Source organism: Uruburuella suis (assembly GCF_004341385.1).
GTDB lineage: Bacteria > Pseudomonadota > Gammaproteobacteria > Burkholderiales > Neisseriaceae > Neisseria > Neisseria suis.
On record NZ_SLXE01000004.1, the window covers coordinates 1 to 23,433 of the forward strand.

Annotated in this window: 18 protein-coding genes; 10 read left to right on the forward strand and 8 right to left on the reverse strand. The window is 54.9% G+C overall.

The genetic code is table 11. The features are described from left to right. Positions 1 to 238 precede the first annotated feature (238 nt). Genes pgmB through EV680_RS02220 form a run of 4 tightly spaced genes read right to left on the reverse strand, consistent with a single transcriptional unit; the run spans position 239 to position 5,568 of the window. The gene (pgmB, locus tag EV680_RS02205) at positions 239 to 910 is read right to left on the reverse strand and encodes a beta-phosphoglucomutase (RefSeq protein WP_132952768.1); all 672 of its coding nucleotides are present in this window, start codon (positions 908 to 910) and stop codon (positions 239 to 241) included. A 3-nt stretch (positions 911 to 913) separates the two neighbouring features. Next, complete coding sequence (locus tag EV680_RS02210; RefSeq protein ID WP_132952770.1) at positions 914 to 3,178, reverse strand: glycoside hydrolase family 65 protein; 2,265 nt, start codon at positions 3,176 to 3,178, stop codon at positions 914 to 916. A 12-nt stretch (positions 3,179 to 3,190) separates the two neighbouring features. Then, positions 3,191 to 4,192 carry an aldose epimerase family protein gene (locus tag EV680_RS02215; RefSeq protein ID WP_132952772.1) on the reverse strand — a complete coding sequence of 334 codons (1,002 nt, stop codon included), beginning with the start codon at positions 4,190 to 4,192 and terminating at the stop codon, positions 3,191 to 3,193. Between the two features lie 11 nt (positions 4,193 to 4,203). Beyond that, positions 4,204 to 5,568 carry an SLC45 family MFS transporter gene (locus EV680_RS02220; protein ID WP_132952774.1) on the reverse strand — a complete coding sequence of 455 codons (1,365 nt, stop codon included), beginning with the start codon at positions 5,566 to 5,568 and terminating at the stop codon, positions 4,204 to 4,206. Between the two features lie 94 nt (positions 5,569 to 5,662). Between EV680_RS02220 and EV680_RS02225 the strand changes: the two genes are divergently transcribed. The 4 genes from EV680_RS02225 (at position 5,663) to EV680_RS02240 (ending at position 9,522) form a co-directional block, all read left to right on the forward strand. Continuing rightward, positions 5,663 to 5,980, forward strand: coding sequence for a hypothetical protein (locus tag EV680_RS02225; protein ID WP_132952776.1), 318 nt, complete (start codon positions 5,663 to 5,665; stop codon positions 5,978 to 5,980). A gap of 184 nt (positions 5,981 to 6,164) precedes the next feature. Next, entirely contained in the window at positions 6,165 to 7,688 is a 1,524-nt protein-coding gene (locus EV680_RS02230; RefSeq protein ID WP_132952778.1) for a fumarate hydratase, read from the forward strand. A gap of 213 nt (positions 7,689 to 7,901) precedes the next feature. After that, positions 7,902 to 8,612 (forward strand): SIMPL domain-containing protein, encoded by a 711-nt coding sequence (locus EV680_RS02235; RefSeq protein ID WP_132952780.1) that lies wholly within the window; start codon positions 7,902 to 7,904, stop codon positions 8,610 to 8,612. 106 nt (positions 8,613 to 8,718) lie between these two features. Beyond that, positions 8,719 to 9,522: a M48 family metallopeptidase gene (locus tag EV680_RS02240; protein ID WP_132952782.1), complete on the forward strand. Its 804-nt coding sequence runs from the start codon at positions 8,719 to 8,721 to the stop codon at positions 9,520 to 9,522. Positions 9,523 to 10,224: 702 nt separating this feature from the next. Here the strand turns inward: EV680_RS02240 and fabF are convergent. The 3 genes from fabF to EV680_RS02255 all read right to left on the reverse strand — a co-directional run bounded on the left by fabF (position 10,225) and on the right by EV680_RS02255 (position 14,133). Beyond that, positions 10,225 to 11,475, reverse strand: coding sequence for a beta-ketoacyl-ACP synthase II (gene fabF / locus EV680_RS02245; protein ID WP_132952784.1), 1,251 nt, complete (start codon positions 11,473 to 11,475; stop codon positions 10,225 to 10,227). Positions 11,476 to 11,635: 160 nt separating this feature from the next. Next, positions 11,636 to 11,872: an acyl carrier protein gene (gene acpP / locus EV680_RS02250; protein WP_047759914.1), complete on the reverse strand. Its 237-nt coding sequence runs from the start codon at positions 11,870 to 11,872 to the stop codon at positions 11,636 to 11,638. Between the two features lie 257 nt (positions 11,873 to 12,129). Further along, positions 12,130 to 14,133 (reverse strand): prolyl oligopeptidase family serine peptidase, encoded by a 2,004-nt coding sequence (locus EV680_RS02255; RefSeq protein ID WP_424580106.1) that lies wholly within the window; start codon positions 14,131 to 14,133, stop codon positions 12,130 to 12,132. Positions 14,134 to 14,221: 88 nt separating this feature from the next. Here EV680_RS02255 and EV680_RS02260 point away from each other — a divergent pair, with 88 nt between their 5' ends. The 6 genes from EV680_RS02260 (at position 14,222) to leuS (ending at position 21,245) form a co-directional block, all read left to right on the forward strand. After that, positions 14,222 to 14,782: a hypoxanthine-guanine phosphoribosyltransferase gene (locus EV680_RS02260; protein ID WP_132952788.1), complete on the forward strand. Its 561-nt coding sequence runs from the start codon at positions 14,222 to 14,224 to the stop codon at positions 14,780 to 14,782. Between the two features lie 225 nt (positions 14,783 to 15,007). After that, entirely contained in the window at positions 15,008 to 15,430 is a 423-nt protein-coding gene (locus tag EV680_RS02265) for a PTS sugar transporter subunit IIA (RefSeq protein WP_132952790.1), read from the forward strand. 3 nt (positions 15,431 to 15,433) lie between these two features. After that, positions 15,434 to 15,703: an HPr family phosphocarrier protein gene (locus EV680_RS02270; protein WP_132952792.1), complete on the forward strand. Its 270-nt coding sequence runs from the start codon at positions 15,434 to 15,436 to the stop codon at positions 15,701 to 15,703. Between the two features lie 2 nt (positions 15,704 to 15,705). Beyond that, positions 15,706 to 17,457, forward strand: coding sequence for a phosphoenolpyruvate--protein phosphotransferase (gene ptsP / locus EV680_RS02275; protein ID WP_132952794.1), 1,752 nt, complete (start codon positions 15,706 to 15,708; stop codon positions 17,455 to 17,457). Between the two features lie 120 nt (positions 17,458 to 17,577). Further along, positions 17,578 to 18,447 (forward strand): putative phage abortive infection protein, encoded by an 870-nt coding sequence (locus EV680_RS02280; RefSeq protein ID WP_132952796.1) that lies wholly within the window; start codon positions 17,578 to 17,580, stop codon positions 18,445 to 18,447. Between the two features lie 152 nt (positions 18,448 to 18,599). Beyond that, complete coding sequence (gene leuS / locus EV680_RS02285) at positions 18,600 to 21,245, forward strand: leucine--tRNA ligase (protein WP_132952798.1); 2,646 nt, start codon at positions 18,600 to 18,602, stop codon at positions 21,243 to 21,245. Positions 21,246 to 21,360: 115 nt separating this feature from the next. Here leuS and ppk1 read toward each other — a convergent pair whose 3' ends face one another. Next, positions 21,361 to 23,418 carry a polyphosphate kinase 1 gene (ppk1, locus tag EV680_RS02290; RefSeq protein ID WP_132952800.1) on the reverse strand — a complete coding sequence of 686 codons (2,058 nt, stop codon included), beginning with the start codon at positions 23,416 to 23,418 and terminating at the stop codon, positions 21,361 to 21,363. Positions 23,419 to 23,433 lie beyond the last annotated feature (15 nt).

A 23,433-nucleotide genomic window follows, 5' to 3' on the forward strand; every position in this document is an offset into this window, starting at 1 on the left:
AAAAAGTAAGCTAACAAGGCGGCGAGCCGCAGACAGTACAACTAGTACGGCAAGGCGAGACAACGAAGTTAGGTTATTTTTTTGGATTGGTATCAGACGGCCTTTGCTTGCAATATTTATAAAGGTTTATTTTTTTGATTTGATATCACGCTTTCAGACGGCCTCTCATCACCATTGCGCAAAAAGCCGCTGCCGCACCCACGGGATGCGGCAGCGGCTTTTTGCGCCGTGCAAACCATCAGCGCTGCGCTTGGCGCCACACTTCTTCCAGATAAGCCAGCGTGAGCTCGGCGGTGCCGGCCACAATGGCGATATCATCACCCAAATCCTGTGCGCGCCCTACACCCACCGGCAGCGCGCCGGCGGCTTTAATCGCCTGCACGCCGGCCAGCGCGTCTTCAATGCCCAGGCAGGCGCGGATATTGGTGCCTACGCCCTTGGCGGCGGCCAGGAAAATATCGGGTGCCGGCTTGGAATGCGCCACGGCGCCGGGGTCGGCAATGGCGCCGAAAAAACGTGTCAGCCCCATTTTTTCAAGCAGAAACGGCCCGTTTTTGCTGGCCGAAGCCAAGGCGATTTTCTTGCCTGCCGCCTGCAAGGCTTCCAAAAGCGGCAAAATGCCGGGAAACACATCATCGGGTGTGATGGCGGCGATCATTTCAATATAGCTGTCGTTTTTGCGCTCGGCCAAGCGGGCAAATTCTTCTGCGCCGATTTCGCCCTCTTTGCCGCCGAAAGCCAGTATGCGCTTGAGCGAATCTTCGCGCGACACGCCTTTGAGCTGCTCGTTGAAGCTGCGGTCGATCTCGATGCCCAGCTCGCCGGCCAGCTTTTTCCAGGCGCGGTAATGGTATTCCGCCGTGTCGGTAATCACGCCGTCTAAATCGAATAACACTGCTTGAAAAGTCATGGTTCAGGCTCCTTGCTTTTTCAGGGCGGTGGTGTAAACGCTTTCGAGCTGCACCGGCTCGCCATACACTTCCAGCGCAATCGGGCTGCCTTTGAGCAAGGCGATTTCCACTTGTTTATTCACGCTCACTTTCAGCAGGCGGCCGCGATAGTTAATGTGAAACGCATAAGCCGTCCATGCCTGCGGCAGGAAAGGCGCAAAGCTCAAGGTGCCGCCCCAGGTTTTCATTTGGGCAAAGCCCTGCACAATCGCCAGCCAAGAGCCGGTCATCGAGGTGATGTGCAGGCCGTCTTCGGTGTCGTTGTTGTAGTTGTCCAAATCAAGCCGCGCGGTGCGCTCATACATTTCCACGGCTTTTTCTTCTTTACCCAATTCTGCCGCCAAAATGGCGTGCACCGAGGCCGAAAGCGAGCTTTCGTGCACAGTCATCGGCTCGTAAAAATCGAAATTGCGCCGCTTGGTGTCGATATCGAAACGGTCGCCGAAGAAGTAAACCCCTTGCAGCACATCGGCCTGCTTGATAAAGGGCGAGCGCAGAATTTTATCCCACGACCATTTTTGGTTGAGCGGCAAATCGTCGGGCGAGAGCGCGGAAACCGGGCGGATGTCTTTATCGAGAAAGCCGTCGTGCTGCACGAAAACATCCAGCACTTCATCATAGGGATAATACATATTGGCCACGATATCCGCCCATTTATCCAGCTCAGCTTCCGAGATGCCCAAATCGGGGCGCGGGTATTTATCGAGTGCGGCTTTGGTGTAGCCGAGCACCCAGGCGGCCAAGGTGTTGGTATACCAGTTGTTGTTGATGTTGTTTTCGTATTCGTTGGGGCCGGTCACGCCGTGAATCATGTATTTGCCGTGGCGTTGGGAATAATGCACGCGGTCGGCCCAGAAACGGGCGATTTCCACCAACACTTCCAAGCCTTCGCCGGCCAGATAGCCTTCATCGCCGGTGTAGTTGGTGTAGTTGTAAATCGCATAGGCTATCGCGCCGTTGCGGTGGATTTCTTCAAACGTGATTTCCCATTCGTTGTGGCATTCGATGCCGGTAAAAGTCACCATCGGGTAAAGTGCGCCGGCCAGCCCTTGCTCGCGCGCGTTGTGTTGCGCCTGCGGCAATTGGTTGTGCCGGTATTTGAGCAGGTTTTCGGTAACTTGCGGCTCGGCCAGCGAAAGATAAAGCGGCACGGCATAGGCTTCGGTGTCCCAATAAGTGGCACCGCCGTATTTTTCGCCGGTAAAGCCTTTGGGGCCGATATTGAGGCGGGCATCTTCGCCGTAATAAGTTGAGAAAAGTTGGAAAAGGTTGAAGCGTATGCCTTGTTGGGCGGCATCGTTGCCTTCGATCACCACATCGGCAATCGCCCAACGTTGGCGCCAGCCGTTTTCGTGCGCGGCCAGCAAATCGGCAAAGCCCGTCTGCTCCATATCGGCAATCAGCGCACGGCCGGCCGCTTCCACCGCATCCAGATTCTCGTAATCGCGGCTGGTGGTAACGACCACCCGCTTTTCAAACGATTTCACCGCTTCGCCCACTTCGGCTTCAAATGTGTTGCTCACTTGCCAATCGCTTTGCCGGTGTGCGGTTTCGGTGAAATCGCCGGCAAAGCTTTGCTGCGCATTCACGATAAACTGCGGCACGCCAAAGGGATTGGCCACGGTTTGCGCGGCAATGTGTGCGCCGCCGGTAAAGGCTTTTTTGTTTAACACCTGCCAAAATGTTTCTTCATAATTGGCATCTTCGTTTTTCACATCGGCATCGATAAACGATTCGATTTTCACATGATGGCTTTTGCCATCGGCCGACACCACATCCCAGCGCATCAGCGCCAGCTCTTTTTGCGCCACCGAAAAGAATTTGGTGAGGCAAAACTGCACGCCGAACACGGTGAATGTGCGCCGCAGCACGCCGGTTTGCATATCTAAGGCCACCGAAAAACCGCTCACTTCGTTTTCGGCCAAATCCACTTCCTGATTGTCGACAAAAATCGCCACTTTGCCGAAATTCACGGCATTGATGGCTTTGCCGAAATATTTCGGATAGCCGTTTTTCCACCAACCCACGCGGGTTTTATCGGGAAACCACACGCCGGCGATATAAGTGCCCAAGTGGCTGTCGGCCGAATAGCGCTCTTCAAAGCTGCCGCGCGCGCCCATATAGCCGTTGCCCAGGCTGGTGAGGCTCTCTTGCAGGCGCTTGTGGGTTTTATCCAGCGTGGTTGATTTAATCACCCACGGGTCTACTTCCATAATTCGCGTATACATAATTTGTCTCCGTTAATTCATTTCAATTTGGTAAATAATCACGGCTTCTTTGCACTCGCCTTTGTTGAGGCGGATGTTGCCGAATTCGGGGTGGTGCAGGCTGTCGGGCAAGGTTTGGGCTTCGGTGGCCAGCGCATCATAATCACCGGCATCGTGCTGTGCGGGCTCTTTGGGCGCGGCGGTAAACACCACCAAGCCGTTGCGGTTGCTGAAAATATTCACCCGAAAACCCTCACCCGTATCCAGCACGGCCACGGGCGCTGCCAAATCCGGCCGCACCCGATAAGCTTCGTCAAACCCGCTTTGCGTGGTGCTGCGGCGCAAGGCCGACACGGCTTGGGCAAGATCTTGGCCGTCTGAAAAATCAAACAGCGCATTGCCGCCATCGCTCAAGCCCGTGGGCAGGCGCTCGGCATCAAGCTGCATGTGCTGCCCGTCGGGTATTGCCAGCCGCGCGCCGGCCAAGCCTTGCGGCAGCCGCCAATAAATATGCATGGTCGGGTCAAACACGGTGTCGCCCAGCGCGGTGGCGCGGTAGGTGATTTTCAGGCTGTCGTCGTCGGTCAAATGATAGTGGATGCTTACATCCAAATCATTCGGATAACCGTCTGAAACCTGCTGCAGGCGGGTGGAGAGCACCAATTCACTGCGGCTCACCCAAGCGGCGTCGAAAAGCTGCATGCTCAGCCCGTTGCTGCCGCCATGCAGGGCGTTTTTGCCCTCATTGGCTTCCACCTGATAAGCTTGGCCGTTGATTTCAAACGCCGCGCCTTTAATGCGCCCGGCCACGCGCCCGATTTGTTTGTTGATTTGAAAAGGGTTTTCAATATAGCCTTGCGCATCATCAAAATGCACCACCAAATTGTGCGGCCCGCCGTTTTGCAACACGGAAAATTCCTGAATAATGCCGCCCAAATTCAAAATGCCCGCCCTGCTGCCTTTTGAATTGGTTAAGATGTATTTGCAGACGGCTTGGTCTTGGAAAAAACCGAAAGCCTGCTCACATGCGCTCATGCCGACTCCCTTTATGCGCTTGGCGTTTCACGGTGTGTTTCTTTGATGAAAAACACCGAGCAGGCGCCCAGCAGCAGCGCGATGCCGCCGGCTAAAAACATATTGGCCTGCTGGCCGCCCAAAAGCGGGTAAAGGCCGAAGCTCAAGAGCGAGGCGATAATCTGCGGAATGCAGATAGAGCCGTTAAACAAGCCCAAATAAGTGCCCATATGTTTGCCTGAAAGCGCGTTGGTTACAATGGTGAGCGGATAAGTGAGAATGCCGGCCCAGGCGATGCCGATTAAAATGTAAGAGCCCACCAACACATATTGGTCGGTAACGAAGAAAATCGAGAAAAAGCCCAATGCGCCCAAGGCCAGGCTCGTGAAATAGCCCGCTTTGTGGTATTGGTTCGGCACTTTGGCCAGCACATAAGAGCACACCACCGCCGCAATCGACTGCACCGCCGCGAGCACGCCATACCAGTTGCCCGCTGCCTGATAGCCCGAAGAAGAGGCATCGGTGGTTTGCCACACGTTTTCCGCAATCGCGCCGGCCGAGTAAGTCCACATATATTGAAAGGCAAACCAGCAGAAAAACTGCACCAAAGCCACCGTCCAAAACGCTTTGGGCGCTTGTTTCAAAAGATCGATCCAACTGACCTTTTCATGATTGGCGCGCGCATCAATACCGTGATAGCGGGCATAGGTTTCCGGGTCGTATTCTTTCACCTTGAAGATGGTCAGCGCGCTGGTAATCACCAAAATCGCCGCGCCCACATAAAACGACACAATCACCGTTTGCGGCACCACGCCTTTGGGCGCCGTGTTGGCCAGGCCGATATAGGCAAACACAAAAGGCAGTATCGCCGCAATCACCCCGCCAGTGTTCGACAAAAAGCTCTGAATGCCATAAGCATAGCTTTTTTGCTTGTCGTTCACCATATCGCCCACCATCATCTTAAAGGGCTGCATCGCCATATTCGATGACACATCAAGTAAGGCAATCATCAGCGCGCCAAACAACAAAGCATTGAGCGAGGCATAACCGAAGCCGAAGCTGCCCGCATTGGGCATCAGAATCATCACAATCACCGCCACCAACGAGCCGTATAAAAGATAAGGCAGCCGGCGGCCGCCCAAGCGCGGTGCCCAGGTGCGGTCGGAGTAATAGCCCACAATCGGCTGCACCAAAAGCCCGGCCAACGGCGGCAGAATAAAAAACCAGCCCAAGCTGTGCGGGTCGGCACCCAGCGTTTGGAAAATGCGGCTCATTTGCGAGCTTTGCAGCGTAAAGGCCGTCTGAACGCCGAGAAAGCCGAAGCTGATCATCCAGATCATATTTTTGGAAAGTGTCGGCAAGCCTTGTTGCGTTGCCGCTTGGGATTCTTCTTTCATAGCAAACTCCTTATTGGGATGCAGCGAATTGCAAGTGAAGCCTTGGCGGCCTCCAAGATGCATTCCTACTTTTGCTTGCGCTAAATCAATATGAATGAAGTTTTATTTCATTTTCAACCAAACAAACCCGTTTTCCGATATGCATATTCTGCATTTAGTTGTTTTCACCGCCAAACCGGCAGCCATTTTTTCCATTTATTTTTGCGCCATCAACAATAAATTTTTAGATGATTATTTTATAGATTTACTATTTATCTGCATTATCAAACCAAAAATCAATGCTGAAGCGCCATCATCACTTGCACCTAAATCACCCCGAAATCTTTGTTTCAAAGCGCCTTCCACATGCACTCAAGCGCTTTTCTCATGCCGAAACCCACCCAAACAGCAGCGCCCACGCAAGTTTATTTAAATTAAAACAAACGTTTTAAAGCTTTGCCCGCCTTTTCAGACGGCCTGTTTATTTGCTTATCATCAAACACCCGGCAAACACGCTGCCAAATCATATACAAACCCTGCAAAATCATGCTTAAATAAGCGCCACAAATTTTGATAACAGGCCGCCCAAGCAGCGGCCGCCACCTAAGGAACCCACCATGACTGTGATCAAGCAAGAAGATTTCATTCAAAGCATTGCCGATGCTTTCCAATTTATCAGCTATTACCATCCGGTAGACTACATCCAAGCGCTCACCCAAGCCTGGGAAAAAGAAGAAAATCCCGCCGCTAAAGACGCCATGGCGCAGATTTTGGTCAACAGCCGCATGTGTGCCGAAGGCCACCGCCCCATCTGCCAAGACACCGGCATTGCCACCGTGTTTCTCAAAGTGGGCATGAATGTGCAGTGGGACAGCACCATGAGCGTGCAGGAAATGGTGAACGAAGGCGTGCGCCGCGCCTACACCGACCCCGACAACACCTTGCGCGCATCCGTGCTGGCCGATCCGGCCGGCAAACGCACCAACACCAAAGACAACACCCCCGCCGTCATCCACATGGAAATCGTGGCCGGCGACAAAGTGGAAGTCACCTGTGCAGCCAAAGGCGGCGGCTCGGAAAACAAATCCAAGCTCGCCATGCTCAACCCTTCAGATTCCATCGTTGATTGGGTGCTGAAAACCATCCCCACCATGGGCGCGGGCTGGTGTCCGCCGGGCATTTTGGGCATCGGCATCGGCGGCACACCCGAAAAAGCCATGCTCTTGGCCAAAGAATCGCTGATGAGCCATGTAGATATTCAAGAATTGCAGCAAAAAGCCGCATCCGGCGCCGAATTAAACACCGTTGAAGCGCTGCGCTTGGAGCTTTACGAAAAAGTAAACGCGCTGGGCATCGGCGCGCAAGGCTTGGGCGGCCTCACCACCGTGCTCGATGTGAAAATTCTCGACTACCCCACCCACGCTGCCGGCAAGCCCGTGGCCATGATTCCCAACTGCGCCGCCACCCGCCACGTTGAATTCGAGCTCGACGGCTCAGGCCCCGTGAAACTCACCCCGCCCTCGCTCGACGACTGGCCCGACATCACCTATAGCCCCGACAACGGCATCCGCGTGAATGTAGACGAAATCAGCAAAGCCGATGTGGCGCAATGGAAAACCGGCGATGTGCTGCTGTTAAACGGCAAAATCTACACCGGCCGCGATGCCGCCCATAAACGCATGGTGGATATGCTCAACAAAGGCGAAAAACTGCCGGTGGATTTCACCGACAAAATCATCTACTACGTAGGCCCCGTCGACCCGGTGCGCGATGAAGTGGTCGGCCCCGCCGGCCCCACCACCGCCACCCGCATGGACAAATTCACCCGCCAGATGCTGGAGCAAACCGGCCTTTTGGGCATGATCGGCAAATCCGAGCGCGGCGAAGCCGCCTGCCAGGCCATTGCCGACAACAAAGCCGTGTATCTGATGGCCGTGGGCGGCTCCGCCTATCTCGTGGCTAAAGCGATTAAAGAAGCCAAAGTGGTGGCCTTCCCCGAGTTGGGCATGGAAGCGATTTACGAATTCGAAGTGAAAGACATGCCCGTCACCGTGGCCGTCGACAGCAGCGGCTTATCGGTGCACGCCGTAGCACCCAAACAATGGCAGGCCAAAATCGGCATTATTCCTGTGGAAAGCTAACTCTTTTCCCCCGCCAAAGCAAAGGCCGTCTGAAAGCATTCAGACGGCCTTTTTGCCGGCACAAAATCCATCAAAATTGTCTTCCGTTACAGCTTGGCAGCCACACCTTTTCGCCGCCCAAGCACGCTGCTAATCCCTTAACCCTTCTTTTCAGACGGCCTGAATGAATTATGCTAAATTAAGCGCCGTTACCACCCACTTGAAAGCCCCACCATGTCGAAAAAAGCCCTGTTGCTGGCCGCCTTGGCCGCTGCTACCGCCGCCGCGCCCGCCGTGGCCGAGCCGCTCAACTACAACGTCATCGAATTTGCCGAGAGCGCCAGCGCCGAAGTGCAGCAAGACACCATGATCATCGGCCTCGAAGTCAACCAAGAAGGCCGCGACCGCGCCGAAGTCAACCGCGCCTTTATGCAGAAATACAACAAGCTCACCCGCCACATCAGCGCCAACAAAGCGCTCAAGAGCGAGCTGCAAGGCCGCCGCGCCAACCCGCTTTACCAATATAAAAACGGCAAACAAACCCAAATCGGCTGGCAGGAAAGTGCCCAAATCCGCGTGGAAAGCACCGATTTCACCGCCATCAACCAGCTGATTGCCCAAGCGCAAAATGATGCCGCCCTGCAATACACCCAATTTAGCGTATCCAAGAAAAAGCGCGAAGCGGTCATCGACGAAGTGAGCAAAGCCGCGCTCAAACGCTTCCAGGCGCGCGCCGACACTTTGGTGCAAACTTTGGGTTTCCGCGGTTATAAAATCGTGCATCTCAACCTCGGCCAAATCGGCAACCAAAGCGCAGAATACGCTGCCCCGGCTCCGATGATGATGCGCGCCGCCAAAGCCGACAGCATGGGCGGCATGCCCGAAACCACCAACCCGGGCACCGAAGAAATCCGCATCACCGTAAACGGCACCATTCAAATGTAATGCAACAGGCCGTCTGAAACTTTTTTGTTTCAGACGGCCTGTTGAACCAAATTGAAAACATCATGTAAATTCCATTCATTGAATACTTTAAGGGAAGCCAACCACCATGAAAACCCGCACCTTACGCCTGAGCGCCCTCTTCACCGCCGCCGCCTTGACCGCCACCGGCTGCACCTCTGTGGCCGATATGATGGGCTACGACACCGCCACCCTCAACGCCAGCGCCGCCAAAAGCTACACCCAAGTGGTGCAGCAAGCGCAAGACAAGCGCGTGCTCGACACCACCTCGCAAACCTCGCGCCGCATTCAAACCGTGTTCAACCGCCTCAAGCCTTATGCCAACCAAGCCAACCAAACCGGCGTGCCCTTCCAATGGCAGATGAGCGTAATCAAATCCAACGAGCTCAACGCCTGGGCCATGCCCGGCGGCAAAATGGCGATGTACACCGGCATGGTCGACCGCCTCAAGCTGAGCGATGATGAAATCGCCGCCGTAATCGGCCACGAAATGGCGCATGCCCTGCGCGAACACAGCAAAAAAGCCGTCGGCCAGCAAGCGCTCACCGGCTTGGCCGCCAGCATCGGCGGCGCCGTGTTGCAATCCACCACCGGCGCGAGCAGCGACACCGTCAACCTGGGCGCCAACATTCTGAGCGAATACGGCGTAAACATGCCTTTCTCGCGCAGCCAAGAATCCGAAGCCGACCTTTTGGGCGTGCGCCTGATGGCCCAAGCCGGCTACAACCCGCAAGCGGCCATCAGCGTATGGGAAAAAATGAACAGCGTGAGCGACAACAATAACGCGCTCAACGCCATCACCTCATCACACCCCACCAACAACGCCCGCATCAGCGCCATCCGCCGCATGCTGCCCGAAGTGATGCCCATCTACGAGCAAAGCCGCCGCTAAACCGCCGGATAGGGCTTGAGCACAACAGGCCGTCTGAAAGATGGGACACTTTTCCAAGCTTTCAGACGGCCTTTTTCCGTTTACCGTTCTCTACTCTACCAAGTGCAATCTGCATACAAAAGGCACGCGCGCGTTTTCTCATACCAATTCAAAAAAGTAAGCTAACAAGGCGGCGAGCCGCAGACAGTACAAATAGTACGGCAAGGCGAGCCAACGAAGTTAGGTTATTTTTTTGGATTGGTATCATTCAACAACAAGGCCGTCTAAACGGTTAATGTTTCAGACGGCCTTGCTTTTATACCCATTCAAAAAAGTAAGCTTACCAAGCGGCGAGCCTGCGCCAGCACAGATAACACGGCAAAGTGAGACAAGACAGTAAGGTTATTTTTGAATGGATATTGCGCATCAAAAAATCAACGCAAGTCGGTTAATACCAATTCAAAAAAATAACCTTACAAAATAAAAAGCAGTTCGGCAGCATCATCTGCGTAGGTCGGATTCTTGAATCCGACGTTTGGCCAACGGCCAAAGCGATGTGCGTGCCTTGTTCTGCGAACAAGTGTCGGATTCGAGAATCCGACCTACAGGCTGCCTGTTTGTATATTATTTTTTTGAATGGGTATAAGAAATCGACATCACCCAATCAAACAGGCCGTCTGAAAAATGTTTCAGACGGCCTGTTTGATTATTGCCGCTTCAGGCTCAGCCTTCAAACTTCTTAAACACCAGTGTGCCGTTGGTGCCGCCAAAGCCGAACGAATTGGAAATCGCCACATCAATGGCCACATCTCGCGCTTCGTTGGCGCAATAATCCAAATCGCAGCCGCCCTCGATATCTTGCTCGAAAATATTGATGGTGGGCGGTGATTTTTGATGGTGTACGGCCAAAATGCTGTATACCGCTTCCACGCCGCCGGCGGCGCCGAGCAGATGGCCGGTCATCGATTTGGTGGAATTCACCACCACTTTGCGGGCATGCTCTTCGCCCAGCGCCAGCTTCAGCGCATTGGTTTCGTTGGCATCGCCCAGCGGGGTGGAAGTGCCGTGCGCGTTGACATAATCCACATCGGCAGCGTTCAGGCCGGCATCTTTCAGCGCACGGGTAACGGCCAAGGCGGGGCCGTCCACATTGGGGGCGGTGATGTGGTAGGCATCGGAGCTCATGCCGAAACCCACCAGCTCGGCGTAGATTTTCGCACCGCGTTTTTTGGCGTGTTCCAATTCTTCCAGCACCACCACGCCGGCACCCTCGCCCATCACAAAACCGTCGCGGCCCTTGTCCCACGGGCGTGAGGCGGTAGCGGGGTCGTCGTTGCGGGTGGAAAGTGCTTTCATGGCGGCAAAACCGCCCATGCCCAAGGTGCACACCGCGCCTTCGGCACCGCCGGCCACCATCACATCGGCATCGCCGTATTTAATCAGGCGGGCAGAATCGCCGATGGCGTGCGCGCCGGTGGTGCAGGCGGAAACCATGCCGTAGCTGGGGCCGCGATAACCTTTGAGAATGGTTACATGGCCGGAAATCAGATTAATCAGCGAGCCGGGAATGAAAAACGGGTTGATTTTGCGCGGGCCGCCTTCTTGCACGGTCACGCCGGTGGCTTCGATGCTGGGCAGGCCGCCGATGCCGGAGCCGATGTTCACACCCACGCGGTCTTTATCGAGGCCTTCCACATCATCCAGCCCGGCATCGGCCACGGCTTGCAGCGCGGCGGCGATACCGTAGTGGATGAACACATCCATGCGGCGGGCTTCTTTGGGGCTGATGTAGGTGCCGATGTCGAAATCTTTTACTTCGCCTGCGATTTGGCAGGCCAGATCAGAGGCGTCGAAACGGGTGATGGTGCCGATGCCGCCTTGGCCGGCCAGCAGGTTGCGCCATGCGCTGTCGATATCGTTACCGACGGGCGACACTTGGCCCAAGCCGGTGATAACCACTCTTCTCTGACTCATAACTGTCTCGCTTTACGGGCGCAAACGGCTTTGCTTTACAGGCCGTCTGAACGCCCTCATGTGTATTCAGACGGCGAAAAATGTCGCCGCTGATGGGAAAAAGCCTCTGTCGGCAGGCAAACCCGCAGCAGAGGCCGGAATCGGTGCGCGTGGGCGCGGTTTAACCGTTGTGGGCTGTGATGTAATCGATAGCCAGCTGAACGGTGGTGATTTTTTCAGCTTCTTCATCGGGAATTTCGCAACCGAACGCTTCTTCCAGAGCCATTACCAGCTCAACGGTATCCAGAGAGTCGGCGCCCAAATCGTCTTGGAATGAAGATTCGTTTTTCACTTCGGCTTCATTTACGCCCAGTTGTTCGGCAACAATTTTTTTAACTTGTTGTTCAATGTTTGACATGTCGGTCAGTCCTTATATGCCTTGTTTAAAAATCACACAGGCGGGTTACAAAAGTTTGCTTCGGCGCATTGTACCGAATTAGTTTAGAGTTTTCCATCTAAAAAAGCAAGCTGCTCGGTGTGCAGGCAGGCTTAGTTTCAGCGCATATTATCATAGGCTTATTTTGTATCACAAGCGGCTTTTCGTTTTCTTAAACATATCAATTCTTTAAATCAGCCAAGCTGCTTGCGGCGCTTCAGACGGCCGTTTGAAGCGCTTCAGCGCAAAAATCCGTTTAAAAACTGCAACACGCAGGCCAATTCGGCGGCGGTTTGCGCTTGCGTGCCGTTGCCGCTGTGGCCGCCTTCTGCGGGCGCATAAAGCCAGCTTTGCGGGCTGATTCGGCGCAATTTGGCGTAAAACTTGAGCGCGTGCGCCGGGTGCACGCGGTCGTCGGAGAAGCTGGTGGTGATGAGCGCGGGCGGGTATTTTTGGCCGTCTGAAAGCCGGTGATAAGGCGACAAAGCAGCCAGGCTTTCGCGCTCGGCGGGGTTTTCAGGGTCGCCGTATTCTTCTATCCAGCTCGCACCGGCCGAGAGCTGTGCATAATTAAGCATATCGGTGAGCGGTACTTCACACACCAGCGCGCCCATGCTTTGCGGCGCGCGCACAAAAGCCGATGCCGCCACCAAGCCGCCGTTGCTGCCGCCTTGCAGGCCGATATGCGCCGGTGCGCTCAGGCCGCGCGCGGCCAAATCGTGCACCACCGCCAGCAAATCATCCACACTTTTGTGTTTGTTTACGCCTTGTGCCGCCTGATGCCAGGCGGGACCGAATTCGCCGCCGCCGCGCACGTTGGCGAGCACGAAAGCATGGCCTTGCGCCAGCCAATGGCGCCCGATAGTGCCCAGATAATGCGGCAATTCGGGCATGCCGAAGCCGCCATACACATACACCAGCGTGGGCGTGTCGGGCGCGGTTTGCTTGCCGACATGGTAATAAGGAATCGACACGCCGTCTGAAGATTGCGCGTGAAGCTGCTGCACCTTGATGCCGCCTGCATCAAACTGCTTGGGCTGGCGGCGCAACACGGTGAGCTCCATCACATTCAAATCGAGCGCAAACAGGGTGAGCGGCGTGGTGAAATCGCTGGCGCCCACATAAACCACATCGCCGCCCCAGGGCTGATCGGTTAGCTCGAGTGCGCCTTGCGGCAGCGCGGGCAGGCTTTGCTGCTGCCACAGGCCGTCTGAAAAACGCCAAGCGAGCAGGCGGCCGGAAACGTTATCCAAAATATTCGCCACCACAAAGCGCTTGGTGGTTTCCACGCTTTCGAGCGCCTGCGTGTCGTTGGGTGCAAACAATAAATGCGCCGCGCCAAGCTCGCCCTTGTTGAGCTTCACCGCCACCAGCGAACCTGCCGGATAGCTTTGATTGGCGCGCACCCAATCGCTGCGCAGTTGCAGCATCAATTGCCCGGCCAGATAGCCCGCCACTTCGCAATCGCGCGGCAGCTTCAGACGGCCTGTTTCCCCTTCGGGCGACACATATAAATAATCTTTGCTGAAAAAGCCGTCGGCCGCTTCAATCAAATCAATCGGCGCGCCTTGGGCATCGAGATAGCGCCATGCGTTCACCATCACGCCCCCGGCATCCATTTGATGCACCGGCAACGCTTCTTCAAAACTTTGGCCGCGCTGCATCAGCCACACTTGGCGCGGATAGCCCGAGCGCGTGAGCTGGCGCTCGTCCCACGCGGGGCACACCCACACGCTGTTTTCATCGCGCCAGGCGATGTGGTTTTTGCCGGCGGGAAAATGAAAGCCGCCCGCCACAATCGCGCCGGCGTTTAAATCGAATTCCACCGTGTAAGCCGCATCGGCACCGGCGCTGCTGAGCGTGAGCAACGCCTGATGCGGGGCTTCCACATAATGCGACACGCCGTCGAGATACACATCGTCGCCCAACACTTCATCAAAATCGGCCACCGCAAACAACACCTGCCAATCGGGCATGCCGGCGCGGTAAGACGCCGCCGAACACACGCGGTAAACGCCTTTCGGATATTGTGCGTTTTGATAAAAATGATACATGCGCCCGCGGTGCTCCTGGCAAAACGGAATCTGGCGCTCGTCTTGCAGCTGGGCGGTGATGTCGGCCGCCAGCGCGGCAAACGCCTCATCGGCGCAAAACCGCGCCAGCGTTTCGGCGTGCGCCCCGGCAGCAAAATGCGCAGTGGCGGGGGAAGACAAATCTTCCAGATAAGCGTAAGGATCTTGCATGGCAATCAGGCCGTCTGAAAAGCAAAAAAGCGATTATACCAACCCGAGCTGTAATATAATGCGCTTTTATTTTCTGCACCGAATCAAAATGGATATCGACACCAAACGCCACCACACCCAAGCCATGCTCGATCAGGCCGAATTATTGTTCAGCGAAACCGAATGCCGCGCCGCGCTCGAGCGCCTGGCCGGCGAAATCTGCGCCGATTTGGGCGGCAAATATCCGCTTTTGCTGCCGGTGATGGGTGGCGCGGTGGTGTTTACCGGCCAGCTGCTGCCGCTCTTGCGCTTTCCGCTTGATTTTGATTATGTGCACGTGTCGCGCTACGGCGACAAGCTCGAAGGCGGCAATTTCAACTGGCTGCGCATGCCCGAGCCGCAAAACATCGCCGGCCGCCATGTGGTGGTGCTCGACGATATTCTCGACGAAGGCCACACCATGTCTGCCATCAAAGAAAAGCTGCTCGAGATGGGCGCGGCCTCCTGCGCCACAGCTGTGTTTGCCAACAAGCTCACCGGCAAGCCCAAGCCGATTCAGGCCGATTATGTGGGCATTGATGTGCCCAACCGCTATGTGTTCGGCTACGGCATGGATGCGGCCGGCGCCTGGCGCAACCTCGGCGCCGTGTATGCACTAGGCCCTACCTGAGCCTGTTTACAGCAAGGCCGTCTGAACCCTCTTTTCAGACGGCCTCATTGCCCCTATATTATTCTCAATTGTTCTTTGCACCTACTCTGCACCCGGCCACCCTATCGCTTTTCAAGCCGCCGGCCTGATATAATCCTTTTTAATCTTTAATACATCGCAACAGGCCGTCTGAAACGGCCGCAACACACCAACCCCCGCCCGCGCGGGCCATCAGGACACCCACTTATGATCGGCATACTCATCATCACCCACGAAGCCCTCGGCGATGCCTACCGCAGCCTGGCGCAGCATTTTTTCCCGGGCGAGCCGCCGGCCAATATTAAAATCCTCGGCGTTACCCAAGAGCAGCAACACGAAGAAATCATCGCCCACACCCAAACACTGATCAGCAGCTTAGACAAACTCGAGCATTGCAACGGCGTGTTGGTGATTACCGACATTTTCGGCGCCACTCCGTGCAATGCCGCGCGCAAGCTCGTGCTCGAAGGCAAAGTGGCCATGCTCACCGGCCTGAATGCGCCGATGATGGTAAAAGCCCTGCAATCTTCGCCGCATGCCGATGATTTGGTGAAATTCACCCAAAGCGTGAAAACCGCCGCCATCAACGGCATTCTCGACATCACCTCACCGCCCGACGAAAGCTGCTGAACCATGCTCAAACAAGAAATCAAAATCATCAACAAGCTCGGCCTGCATGCGCGCGCCTCCAGCAAATTCACCCAAACCGCCGCGCAATTTTCAAGCGAAGTGTGGGTTACGCGCAAAGAGCGGCGCGTCAACGGCAAAAGCATCATGGGGTTGATGATGCTGGCCGCAGCACAAGGTGCTACCATCGAGCTTGAAACCGAGGGTGCCGACGAAGCCGCCGCCATGCAGGCGCTCGCAGACCTTATCAACGACTATTTCGGCGAAGGCGAATAATCATGAGCATCGTGTTACACGGCTTCACCGCCGGCAAGGGCATTGCCATCGGCCGCGCCCACCTGATTTTGCGCGGCATGACCGAAGTGCCGCAATACAACATCATCGCCGACGAATTGGCCGCCGAAACAACACGGTTTGACAACGCCATCAAGGCCAGCCGCCGCCAGCTCGAGCAGCTCAGAAGCGCCATTCCCGAAAACGCCCCCACCGAATTGGGCGCGTTTATCTCGCTGCACCTGATGCTGCTCACCGATGCCACCCTTTCGCGCGAGCCGGCCGACATCATCCAAGAGCAGAAAATCAACGCCGAATGGGCGCTCAAGCTGCAAACCGACAAGCTCTCACAACAATTCGACGAAATCGACGACGCCTATTTGCGCGAACGCAAGCAAGACATGCTGCAAGTGGTTGAGCGCATCCACAATAATTTGGTCGGCCAAAGCAACGAATTAAACCTCGAAACCAATCTGCTCGAAGACACCGTTTTGATCGCGCACGATTTATCGCCCGCCGACACCGTGCATTTCAAAGAGCAGCGCATTGCCGGCTTCGTTACCGATGCCGGCGGCCCCACCAGCCACACCGCCATTCTCGGCCGCAGCCTTGATATTCCCTCCGTTATCGGCTTGCGCAACGCACGCGATTTAATCAGCGAAAACGAATGGGTGATTGTAGACGGCATCAACGGCGTGCTGATTATCAACCCCGACGACACCGTGTTGGCCGAATACCGAGGCCACATGCGCGAATACAAAAACCGCAAACGCGCACTCAACAAGCTCAAAAAAACCGCCGCCACCACCGAAGACGGTCTCAACATCGAATTGCTGGCCAACATCGAATCAACCGAAGACATCAAACAACTGCACAGCGCCGGCGCCGACGGCGTGGGCTTGTTCCGCAGCGAATACCTTTATCTCAACCGCGACACCCTGCCCACCGAAGACGAGCAATACGAAGTTTACAGCACGCTGATTAAAAAGCTCAAAGGCAAGCAGCTCACCATCCGCACCGTCGATTTGGGCGTAGACAAAAACCCGCGCTGGTTCGGCCAAAACGCCACCCCCAACGGCAGCCTCAACCCCGCCCTCGGCCTCACCGGCATCCGCCTGTGCCTGGCAGAGCCCGTGATGTTCCGCACCCAGATGCGCGCCATTTTGCGCGCCGCCGCTCACGGCAAAGTCAACATGATGTGGCCGATGGTGGCCTCGCTCACCGAATTGCGCCAATGCATCGTGCATTTCGAAACCGCCAAGCGCCAGCTGGCCGAGCGCGGCGAAGAATATGGCGAAGTGTCGCTCGGCTGCATGATTGAAATCCCCTCCGCCGCGCTCACCGTCGGCAGCCTGCTCAAATTGGTGGATTTTATTTCCATCGGCACCAACGATTTGATTCAATACACCTTATCGGTCGACCGCGGCGACGACAGCGTGAGTCACCTCTACCAGCCCGGCCACCCCGCCGTGCTCAAGCTCTTGCAGCACATCATCCGCACCGCCAACCGCATGGGCAAATCAGTATCGGTGTGCGGCGAAATGGCCGGCGATTCCACCTACACCCGCCTTTTGCTCGGCATGGGTCTGCGCCGCTTCTCGATGAACCCAAGCAACCTGCTCACCATCAAAGACATCGTTTTGCGCAGCCACACCGGCCGGCTCGAAGAAGAAAGCGCCAAACTCATGCGCAACGAAGACCCGGAAAAAACCGATAAATTAATCAAAGAATTAAACAAAATGGATGAGGCCGTCTGAAACATTATGTCTGTCAACGCTTTCAGATGGCCTTGAATTAGAAATGGTAATTTATAGATTAACACCACAACTTTGCTTACAATAATTTTCCTACCATCACTTACCGCCAAAAAATTAATTATGAAAAGTAAGTTAAAAATATCTTTCTTGAAATGCCACTCTAATATCTTATTCAATAAAAAATTACTTCTATTTATAATCTGCCTATTTGCATGCATGATTTCTTTCTATACATTTTTTAGAGTATTTCAGCTAGAGATTGGAAGAAATGACTTTACTAATTGGATGATAATGTGCGGAACGATTGCCTCTGCCATTGGGTTGGTTTGGTTTAGTTCCCTAACATACAAAAATCAAAAGAATAACGAATTCTATGCATTGTTCAATGTATTACTTAATGAACATAACCAACTTTTAGATAAAATAAAAGAGAAGCCCTATTCTCTGCATACTTTAAATAAAGCTATTATCGGTCAATTTTCTAATTTTACACATAAACTAACAGAACTAGACCAAAGAAAATTAGGTGAAAAATATACTGATGACAAAGAAAAATTTCATCAGTCAATAGCTGAGTTGATCGATACTCATTTTGAATTCAAGCCTTATTTAATTACTTTGTATCATCTACTCGACTATATTTATAAAAACACCAAAATTGATGATACAGATAAAAAAGAATGCTATGGATTAGTTCGCGGTTTATTGCCATCTGAAATCCAGTTTCTCGTATTATTTAATGCTATTCATTTTGATCATTATCAATTTTTAATTGTAGAATCGAAACTATTGGAACATTTGCCCATAACAGAGAATTGGCTTCGCCAACAAGCAATGATTAATTCTGGTGCCCTTGATAAGCCAAGGTTTTGGGAATTAGATAAAAATGCCAAACAAATAGCTCCAAAGTTAAAAAATTATATTCTTTCAACTGAATTAATACCTTTAGAAGCCTTTGGATCTAGCATATATTTAAAGCAATCAACATAGTCTAGTTACAAACCTAGGCTGGCACCGCCTGAAGTCAAAAGCTTTCAGACGGCCTGAGCCATTATTTCCAAAACCCTTGCGCGAAGCTGCTATAATTCCGCTTTATTTTTATTCTGTTTGCGCCTGCCGCAATTTCACATCAAAGCCAAACCATGCAAGAACACTACCAACCCTCGGCCATCGAGCCTGCCGCCCAAGAAAAATGGCAACACGCCCGCTTGTTCAACGTATCTGAAGACACAAGCAAGCCCAAATATTATTGCTTGTCTATGTTTCCCTATCCCAGCGGCAAGCTGCATATGGGGCATGTGCGCAACTACACCATCGGCGATGTGCTTTCCCGCTTTAAGCTGCTCAACGGCTTTAATGTGATGCAGCCCATGGGTTGGGATGCGTTCGGTATGCCGGCCGAAAATGCGGCGATGAAAAACCATGTCGCCCCGGCCAAATGGACGTATGAAAACATCGATTATATGCGCAGCCAGCTTAAAAGCCTGGGCTTTGCCATCGATTGGGAGCGCGAAGTCACCACCTGCACGCCGGAGTATTACCGCTGGGAGCAGTGGCTGTTTACCCGCCTGTTTGAAAAAGGCATCGTTTACCGCAAAAACGGCACCGTAAACTGGGATCCGGTGGATCAAACCGTGCTGGCCAACGAGCAGGTGATTGACGGGCGCGGCTGGCGTTCGGGCGCGCTGATTGAAAAGCGCGAAATCCCGATGTATTACTTCAAAATCACCGATTATGCCGAAGAGCTGCTGGCCGACCTCGACAAACTCGAGCATTGGCCCGAGCAGGTCAAAACCATGCAGCGCAATTGGATTGGCAAATCGCGCGGCATGCAGGTGCGTTTTCAGGTAGCCCCTGAAAGCAAACAAGGCTTGGCGGGCGACTATGCCGATTATCTGCAAGTCTACACCACCCGCCCCGACACCTTGATGGGCGCCACCTATATGGCCGTGGCCGCCGAGCATCCGCTGGCCGCCGCTGCCGCGCAAGACAACCCCGAGCTGCAAGCCTTTATCGCCGAATGCAAGGCGGGCAGCGTGGCCGAAGCCGATATGGCCACGATGGAGAAAAAAGGCGTGCCCACCGGCCGCTTTGTGGTGAATCCGCTCAATGGCGACAAGCTGGAAGTGTGGATTGCCAACTATGTATTGTGGGGCTATGGCGATGGCGCGGTGATGGCCGTGCCCGCGCACGACGAGCGCGATTTCGAGTTTGCCCACAAATACCGCCTGCCGATTAAACAAGTGATTGCCGTGGGCGACAACGCTTTTGATGCCGAGCAATGGCAGGAATGGTATGGCGACAAAGAAAGCGGCACGTTGGTGAACAGCGGCAAATACAACGGCTTAAGCTTTCAGACGGCCTACGACACCATGGCCGCCGATTTGCAGGCAGCCAATCAAGGCGCACCGAAAACCCAATACCGCCTGCGCGATTGGGGCATTTCGCGCCAACGCTATTGGGGCTGCCCGATTCCGATTGTGCATTGCAGCACTTGCGGCGATGTGCCCGTGCCTGCCGAGCAATTGCCGGTGGTGTTGCCCGAAGATGTGGTGCCCGACGGCAGCGGCTCGCCCTTGGCCAAAATGCCCGAATTCTACGAAACCACCTGCCCCAAATGCGGCGGCGCGGCCAAGCGCGAAACCGATACCATGGATACCTTTATGGAATCGAGCTGGTATCCGTTCCGCTATATGTCGCCCCAATTCGAACAAGGCATGGTTGACCCGCAAGCCGCGCAATATTGGGGCGCGGTGGATCAATACATCGGCGGCATCGAACACGCCATTTTGCACCTTTTATACGCCCGCTTTTTCACCAAGCTGATGCGCGATGAAGGCTTGGTGAATGTAGACGAGCCGTTTGAGCGCCTGCTCACCCAAGGCATGGTGGTGTGCGACACCTATTACCGCGAAGCGGCCAACGGCAGCAAAGATTGGATTAACCCCGCCGATGTGGATTTGACGTTTGACGACAAAGGCCGCCCTGTTTCCGCCGTGCTCAAAGCCGACGGCCTGCCGGTGGTGATTGGCGGCACCGAAAAAATGTCGAAATCGAAAAACAACGGTGTCGACCCGCAAGCGCTGATTGAAGCCTACGGCGCCGACACCGCGCGCCTGTTTATGATGTTTGCCTCGCCGCCCGAGCAATCGCTGGAATGGAGCGACAGCGGCGTGGAAGGCGCGTTCCGCTTCTTGCGCCGCCTGTGGCGCACCGTCTACGACTACCGCAGCAGCGGTGATGCCGCAGCCGCATTTTCAGGTAGCCAAGAAGGCTTGAGCAAAGCGCTGAAAGAATTGCGCTTCAAGCTGCACAGCACCATCGCCAAAGTGGGCGACGATTACGGCCGCCGCCTGCAATTCAACACCGCCATCGCCGCCGTGATGGAGCTGCTCAACCAATACGACGCCTGTGTGCGCAACGGCGATTGCAGCAGCGCCGAAGGCCGCGCCGTGGCGCAAGAAGTGCTCGAAGCCGCCGTGCGCCTGTTGTGGCCGATTGTGCCGCACATCAGCGAAGCCTTGTGGCAAGAGCTGCGCCCCGGCACCGCGCTGTGGGATGCCGCCTGGCCGCAAGTAGACGAAGCCGCGCTGGTGAAATCGGAAATCGAGATCATGGTGCAGGTAAACGGCAAACTGCGCGGCAAAATCACCGTGGCCGCCGATGCGCCCAAAGATGCACTTGAAGCCGCCGCGCTGGCCACCGAAGGCGCGGTGAAATTTATGGAAGGCAAACCGGCCAAGAAAGTGATTGTGGTGCCGGGGCGTTTGGTGAATATTGTGGTGTAAGCCGTTGTGCCGACATCAAGGCCGTCTGAAACATTATTTCAGACGGCCTTTTTCAATTGCGGCAATCCGCTATTCAATTAACCCGCATTTCCTTTCTTGCTTGCAGCCGGCAGGCTCAGCTGCCGAATTCCTGCCACAAATCGTTTTGCAGATTCACCGGCACATCACCCTCGGCGAAGGGTGCGCGGATGTAGCTGCCGTCGGGCTGCATCAGCCAGGCTTGCTGATTGTCTTCCAGCGCCAGCGTGAGGCCTTCGCGGATTACGCGCGCTTTGAGCTCGCCCTGCTCCACCGGCGTGCAGGTTTCGATGCGGCGGAAGAAATTGCGCCCCATCCAGTCGGCGCTGGCAATATAGGTGTTTTCTTCGCCGCCGTTGTAGAAATAGAAAATGCGCGAATGTTCGAGCTGGCGGCCGATAATCGAGCGCACGCGAATATTGTCCGACAAACCGGGCACTTGCGGCCGCAGCGCGCACATGCCGCGCACAATCAGATCAATTTCCACGCCGGCATCGCTGGCGGCATAAAGCGCTTCAATCACGCTGGGCTCGATCAGCGAATTCATTTTGGCGATAATGCGCGCGCTTTTGCCGGCCTTGGCGTGCGCTGCTTCGCGTGCGATGCTGTCAATAATCATTTTGTGCAGCGTAAACGGGCTTTGATACACTTTTTTCAGATGAATGGGCTGGCCTAAGCCTGTGATTTCCAAAAATAAAGTGTTCACATCCATCGTGATTTGCTTGTCGGCGGTAATCAGGCCGAAATCGGTGTAGATGCGCGACGTGCCTTGGTGGTAGTTGCCGGTGCCCAAGTGGGCATAGCGCTTGAGCCTGCCCTCTTCGCGGCGCAACACCAGCGCCATTTTGGCGTGCACTTTATAGCCGAACACGCCATACACCACATGCGCACCGGCGTTTTCCAGCTGCTGTGCCCAATTCACATTGGCCGCTTCGTCAAAGCGCGCCATCAATTCCACCACCACAGTTACCTGCTTGCCGGCCAGCGCGGCAGTCATCAGCGCGCGCACCAAATCGGAATGGCTGCCGGTGCGATAGATGGTCATTTTGATGGCCACCACATCCGGGTCGACCGAAGCTTCGCGGATAAACTGCACCACCGGCTCAAACGATTGGTAAGGATGGTGCAGCAAAATATCTTTATCGCGCGCCGCATCAAGTATCGAATTGCCTTTGCGCAAGCGCTTGGGCACGCCGGCGGTGTAGGGCTTGAATTTCAAATCGGGGCGCGCCACCATATCGGGCACGGCCATCAGGCGCACCAGGTTTACCGGGCCTTGCACCTGATAAAGCTCGCTTTGCCCCAGCTTGAAGTGGCTGAGCAGAAAGTTGCGGATATGCTCGGGGCAGGTGTCGGCCACTTCCAGGCGCACGCCGTCGCCGTATTCGCGGTCGTGCAATTCGCTTTGAATGGCGGTGCGCAGGTTTTTCAAGTCTTCCTCATCCACAATCAGGTCGCTGTCGCGGGTGAGGCGGAATTGGTGGCAGCCTTTCACTTCCATACCGGTGAAAAGGCGGTAAACGTATTCGTGCAAAATCGATGATAAAAACACAAAGCCGTTGTCGCCGTCGCAGATTTCCGGCGGCAGTTGCAACACGCGCGGCAAAATGCGCGGCGCCTGCACAATCGCCATGCCCGAAGCGCGGCCGAATGCATCTTTGCCCTCCAATTCCACCGCGAAATTGAGCGATTTATTCAAAGGACGCGGAAACGGGTGGGAAGGGTCAAGCCCGATGGGCGTGAGTATGGGCAAAAGCTCGCAATCGAAATAGCGCTCGATCCAGGCGCGCTGCGCCGGCGTCCAGTTGCGGCGGCGGTAAAAATGAATGCCTTCGCGGCTGAGCGCAGGTTGCAGCTCATCGTTGAAAAGCGCGTATTGCTCTTGAATAATGGCATGCGCCTCGGCCGACACGGCGGCGATGGTTTCGGCGGGAGTTTTGCCGTTGTCGAGGCGGCTGTTGGGGCGCAGCTTCTGCTCGCGCTTGAGCCAGGCCATGCGCACTTCGAAAAATTCATCCAGATTCGATGACACAATGCACAAAAAACGCAGCCGCTCCAAAAGCGGCACACGCGCATCTTGCGCTTGCGCAAGCACGCGGCGGTTGAAAGCGAGCAGGCTCAGCTCGCGGCAAAGCAGGCGGTTTTGATCCGACATAACAATCCCTGAATA

Excerpts from the sequence above, each read along its gene's own strand:
- pgmB (WP_132952768.1), bottom strand. The coding sequence starts at position 910 with ATGACTTTTCAAGCAGTGTTATTCGATTTAGACGGCGTGATTACCGAC.
- EV680_RS02210 (WP_132952770.1), bottom strand. The coding sequence starts at position 3,178 with ATGTATACGCGAATTATGGAAGTAGACCCGTGGGTGATTAAATCAACC.
- EV680_RS02215 (WP_132952772.1), bottom strand. The coding sequence starts at position 4,192 with ATGAGCGCATGTGAGCAGGCTTTCGGTTTTTTCCAAGACCAAGCCGTC.
- EV680_RS02220 (WP_132952774.1), bottom strand. The coding sequence starts at position 5,568 with ATGAAAGAAGAATCCCAAGCGGCAACGCAACAAGGCTTGCCGACACTT.
- EV680_RS02225 (WP_132952776.1), top strand. The coding sequence starts at position 5,663 with ATGAAGTTTTATTTCATTTTCAACCAAACAAACCCGTTTTCCGATATG.
- EV680_RS02230 (WP_132952778.1), top strand. The coding sequence starts at position 6,165 with ATGACTGTGATCAAGCAAGAAGATTTCATTCAAAGCATTGCCGATGCT.
- EV680_RS02235 (WP_132952780.1), top strand. The coding sequence starts at position 7,902 with ATGTCGAAAAAAGCCCTGTTGCTGGCCGCCTTGGCCGCTGCTACCGCC.
- EV680_RS02240 (WP_132952782.1), top strand. The coding sequence starts at position 8,719 with ATGAAAACCCGCACCTTACGCCTGAGCGCCCTCTTCACCGCCGCCGCC.
- fabF (WP_132952784.1), bottom strand. The coding sequence starts at position 11,475 with ATGAGTCAGAGAAGAGTGGTTATCACCGGCTTGGGCCAAGTGTCGCCC.
- acpP (WP_047759914.1), bottom strand. The coding sequence starts at position 11,872 with ATGTCAAACATTGAACAACAAGTTAAAAAAATTGTTGCCGAACAACTG.
- EV680_RS02255 (WP_424580106.1), bottom strand. The coding sequence starts at position 14,133 with ATGCAAGATCCTTACGCTTATCTGGAAGATTTGTCTTCCCCCGCCACT.
- EV680_RS02260 (WP_132952788.1), top strand. The coding sequence starts at position 14,222 with ATGGATATCGACACCAAACGCCACCACACCCAAGCCATGCTCGATCAG.
- EV680_RS02265 (WP_132952790.1), top strand. The coding sequence starts at position 15,008 with ATGATCGGCATACTCATCATCACCCACGAAGCCCTCGGCGATGCCTAC.
- EV680_RS02270 (WP_132952792.1), top strand. The coding sequence starts at position 15,434 with ATGCTCAAACAAGAAATCAAAATCATCAACAAGCTCGGCCTGCATGCG.
- ptsP (WP_132952794.1), top strand. The coding sequence starts at position 15,706 with ATGAGCATCGTGTTACACGGCTTCACCGCCGGCAAGGGCATTGCCATC.
- EV680_RS02280 (WP_132952796.1), top strand. The coding sequence starts at position 17,578 with ATGAAAAGTAAGTTAAAAATATCTTTCTTGAAATGCCACTCTAATATC.
- leuS (WP_132952798.1), top strand. The coding sequence starts at position 18,600 with ATGCAAGAACACTACCAACCCTCGGCCATCGAGCCTGCCGCCCAAGAA.
- ppk1 (WP_132952800.1), bottom strand. The coding sequence starts at position 23,418 with ATGTCGGATCAAAACCGCCTGCTTTGCCGCGAGCTGAGCCTGCTCGCT.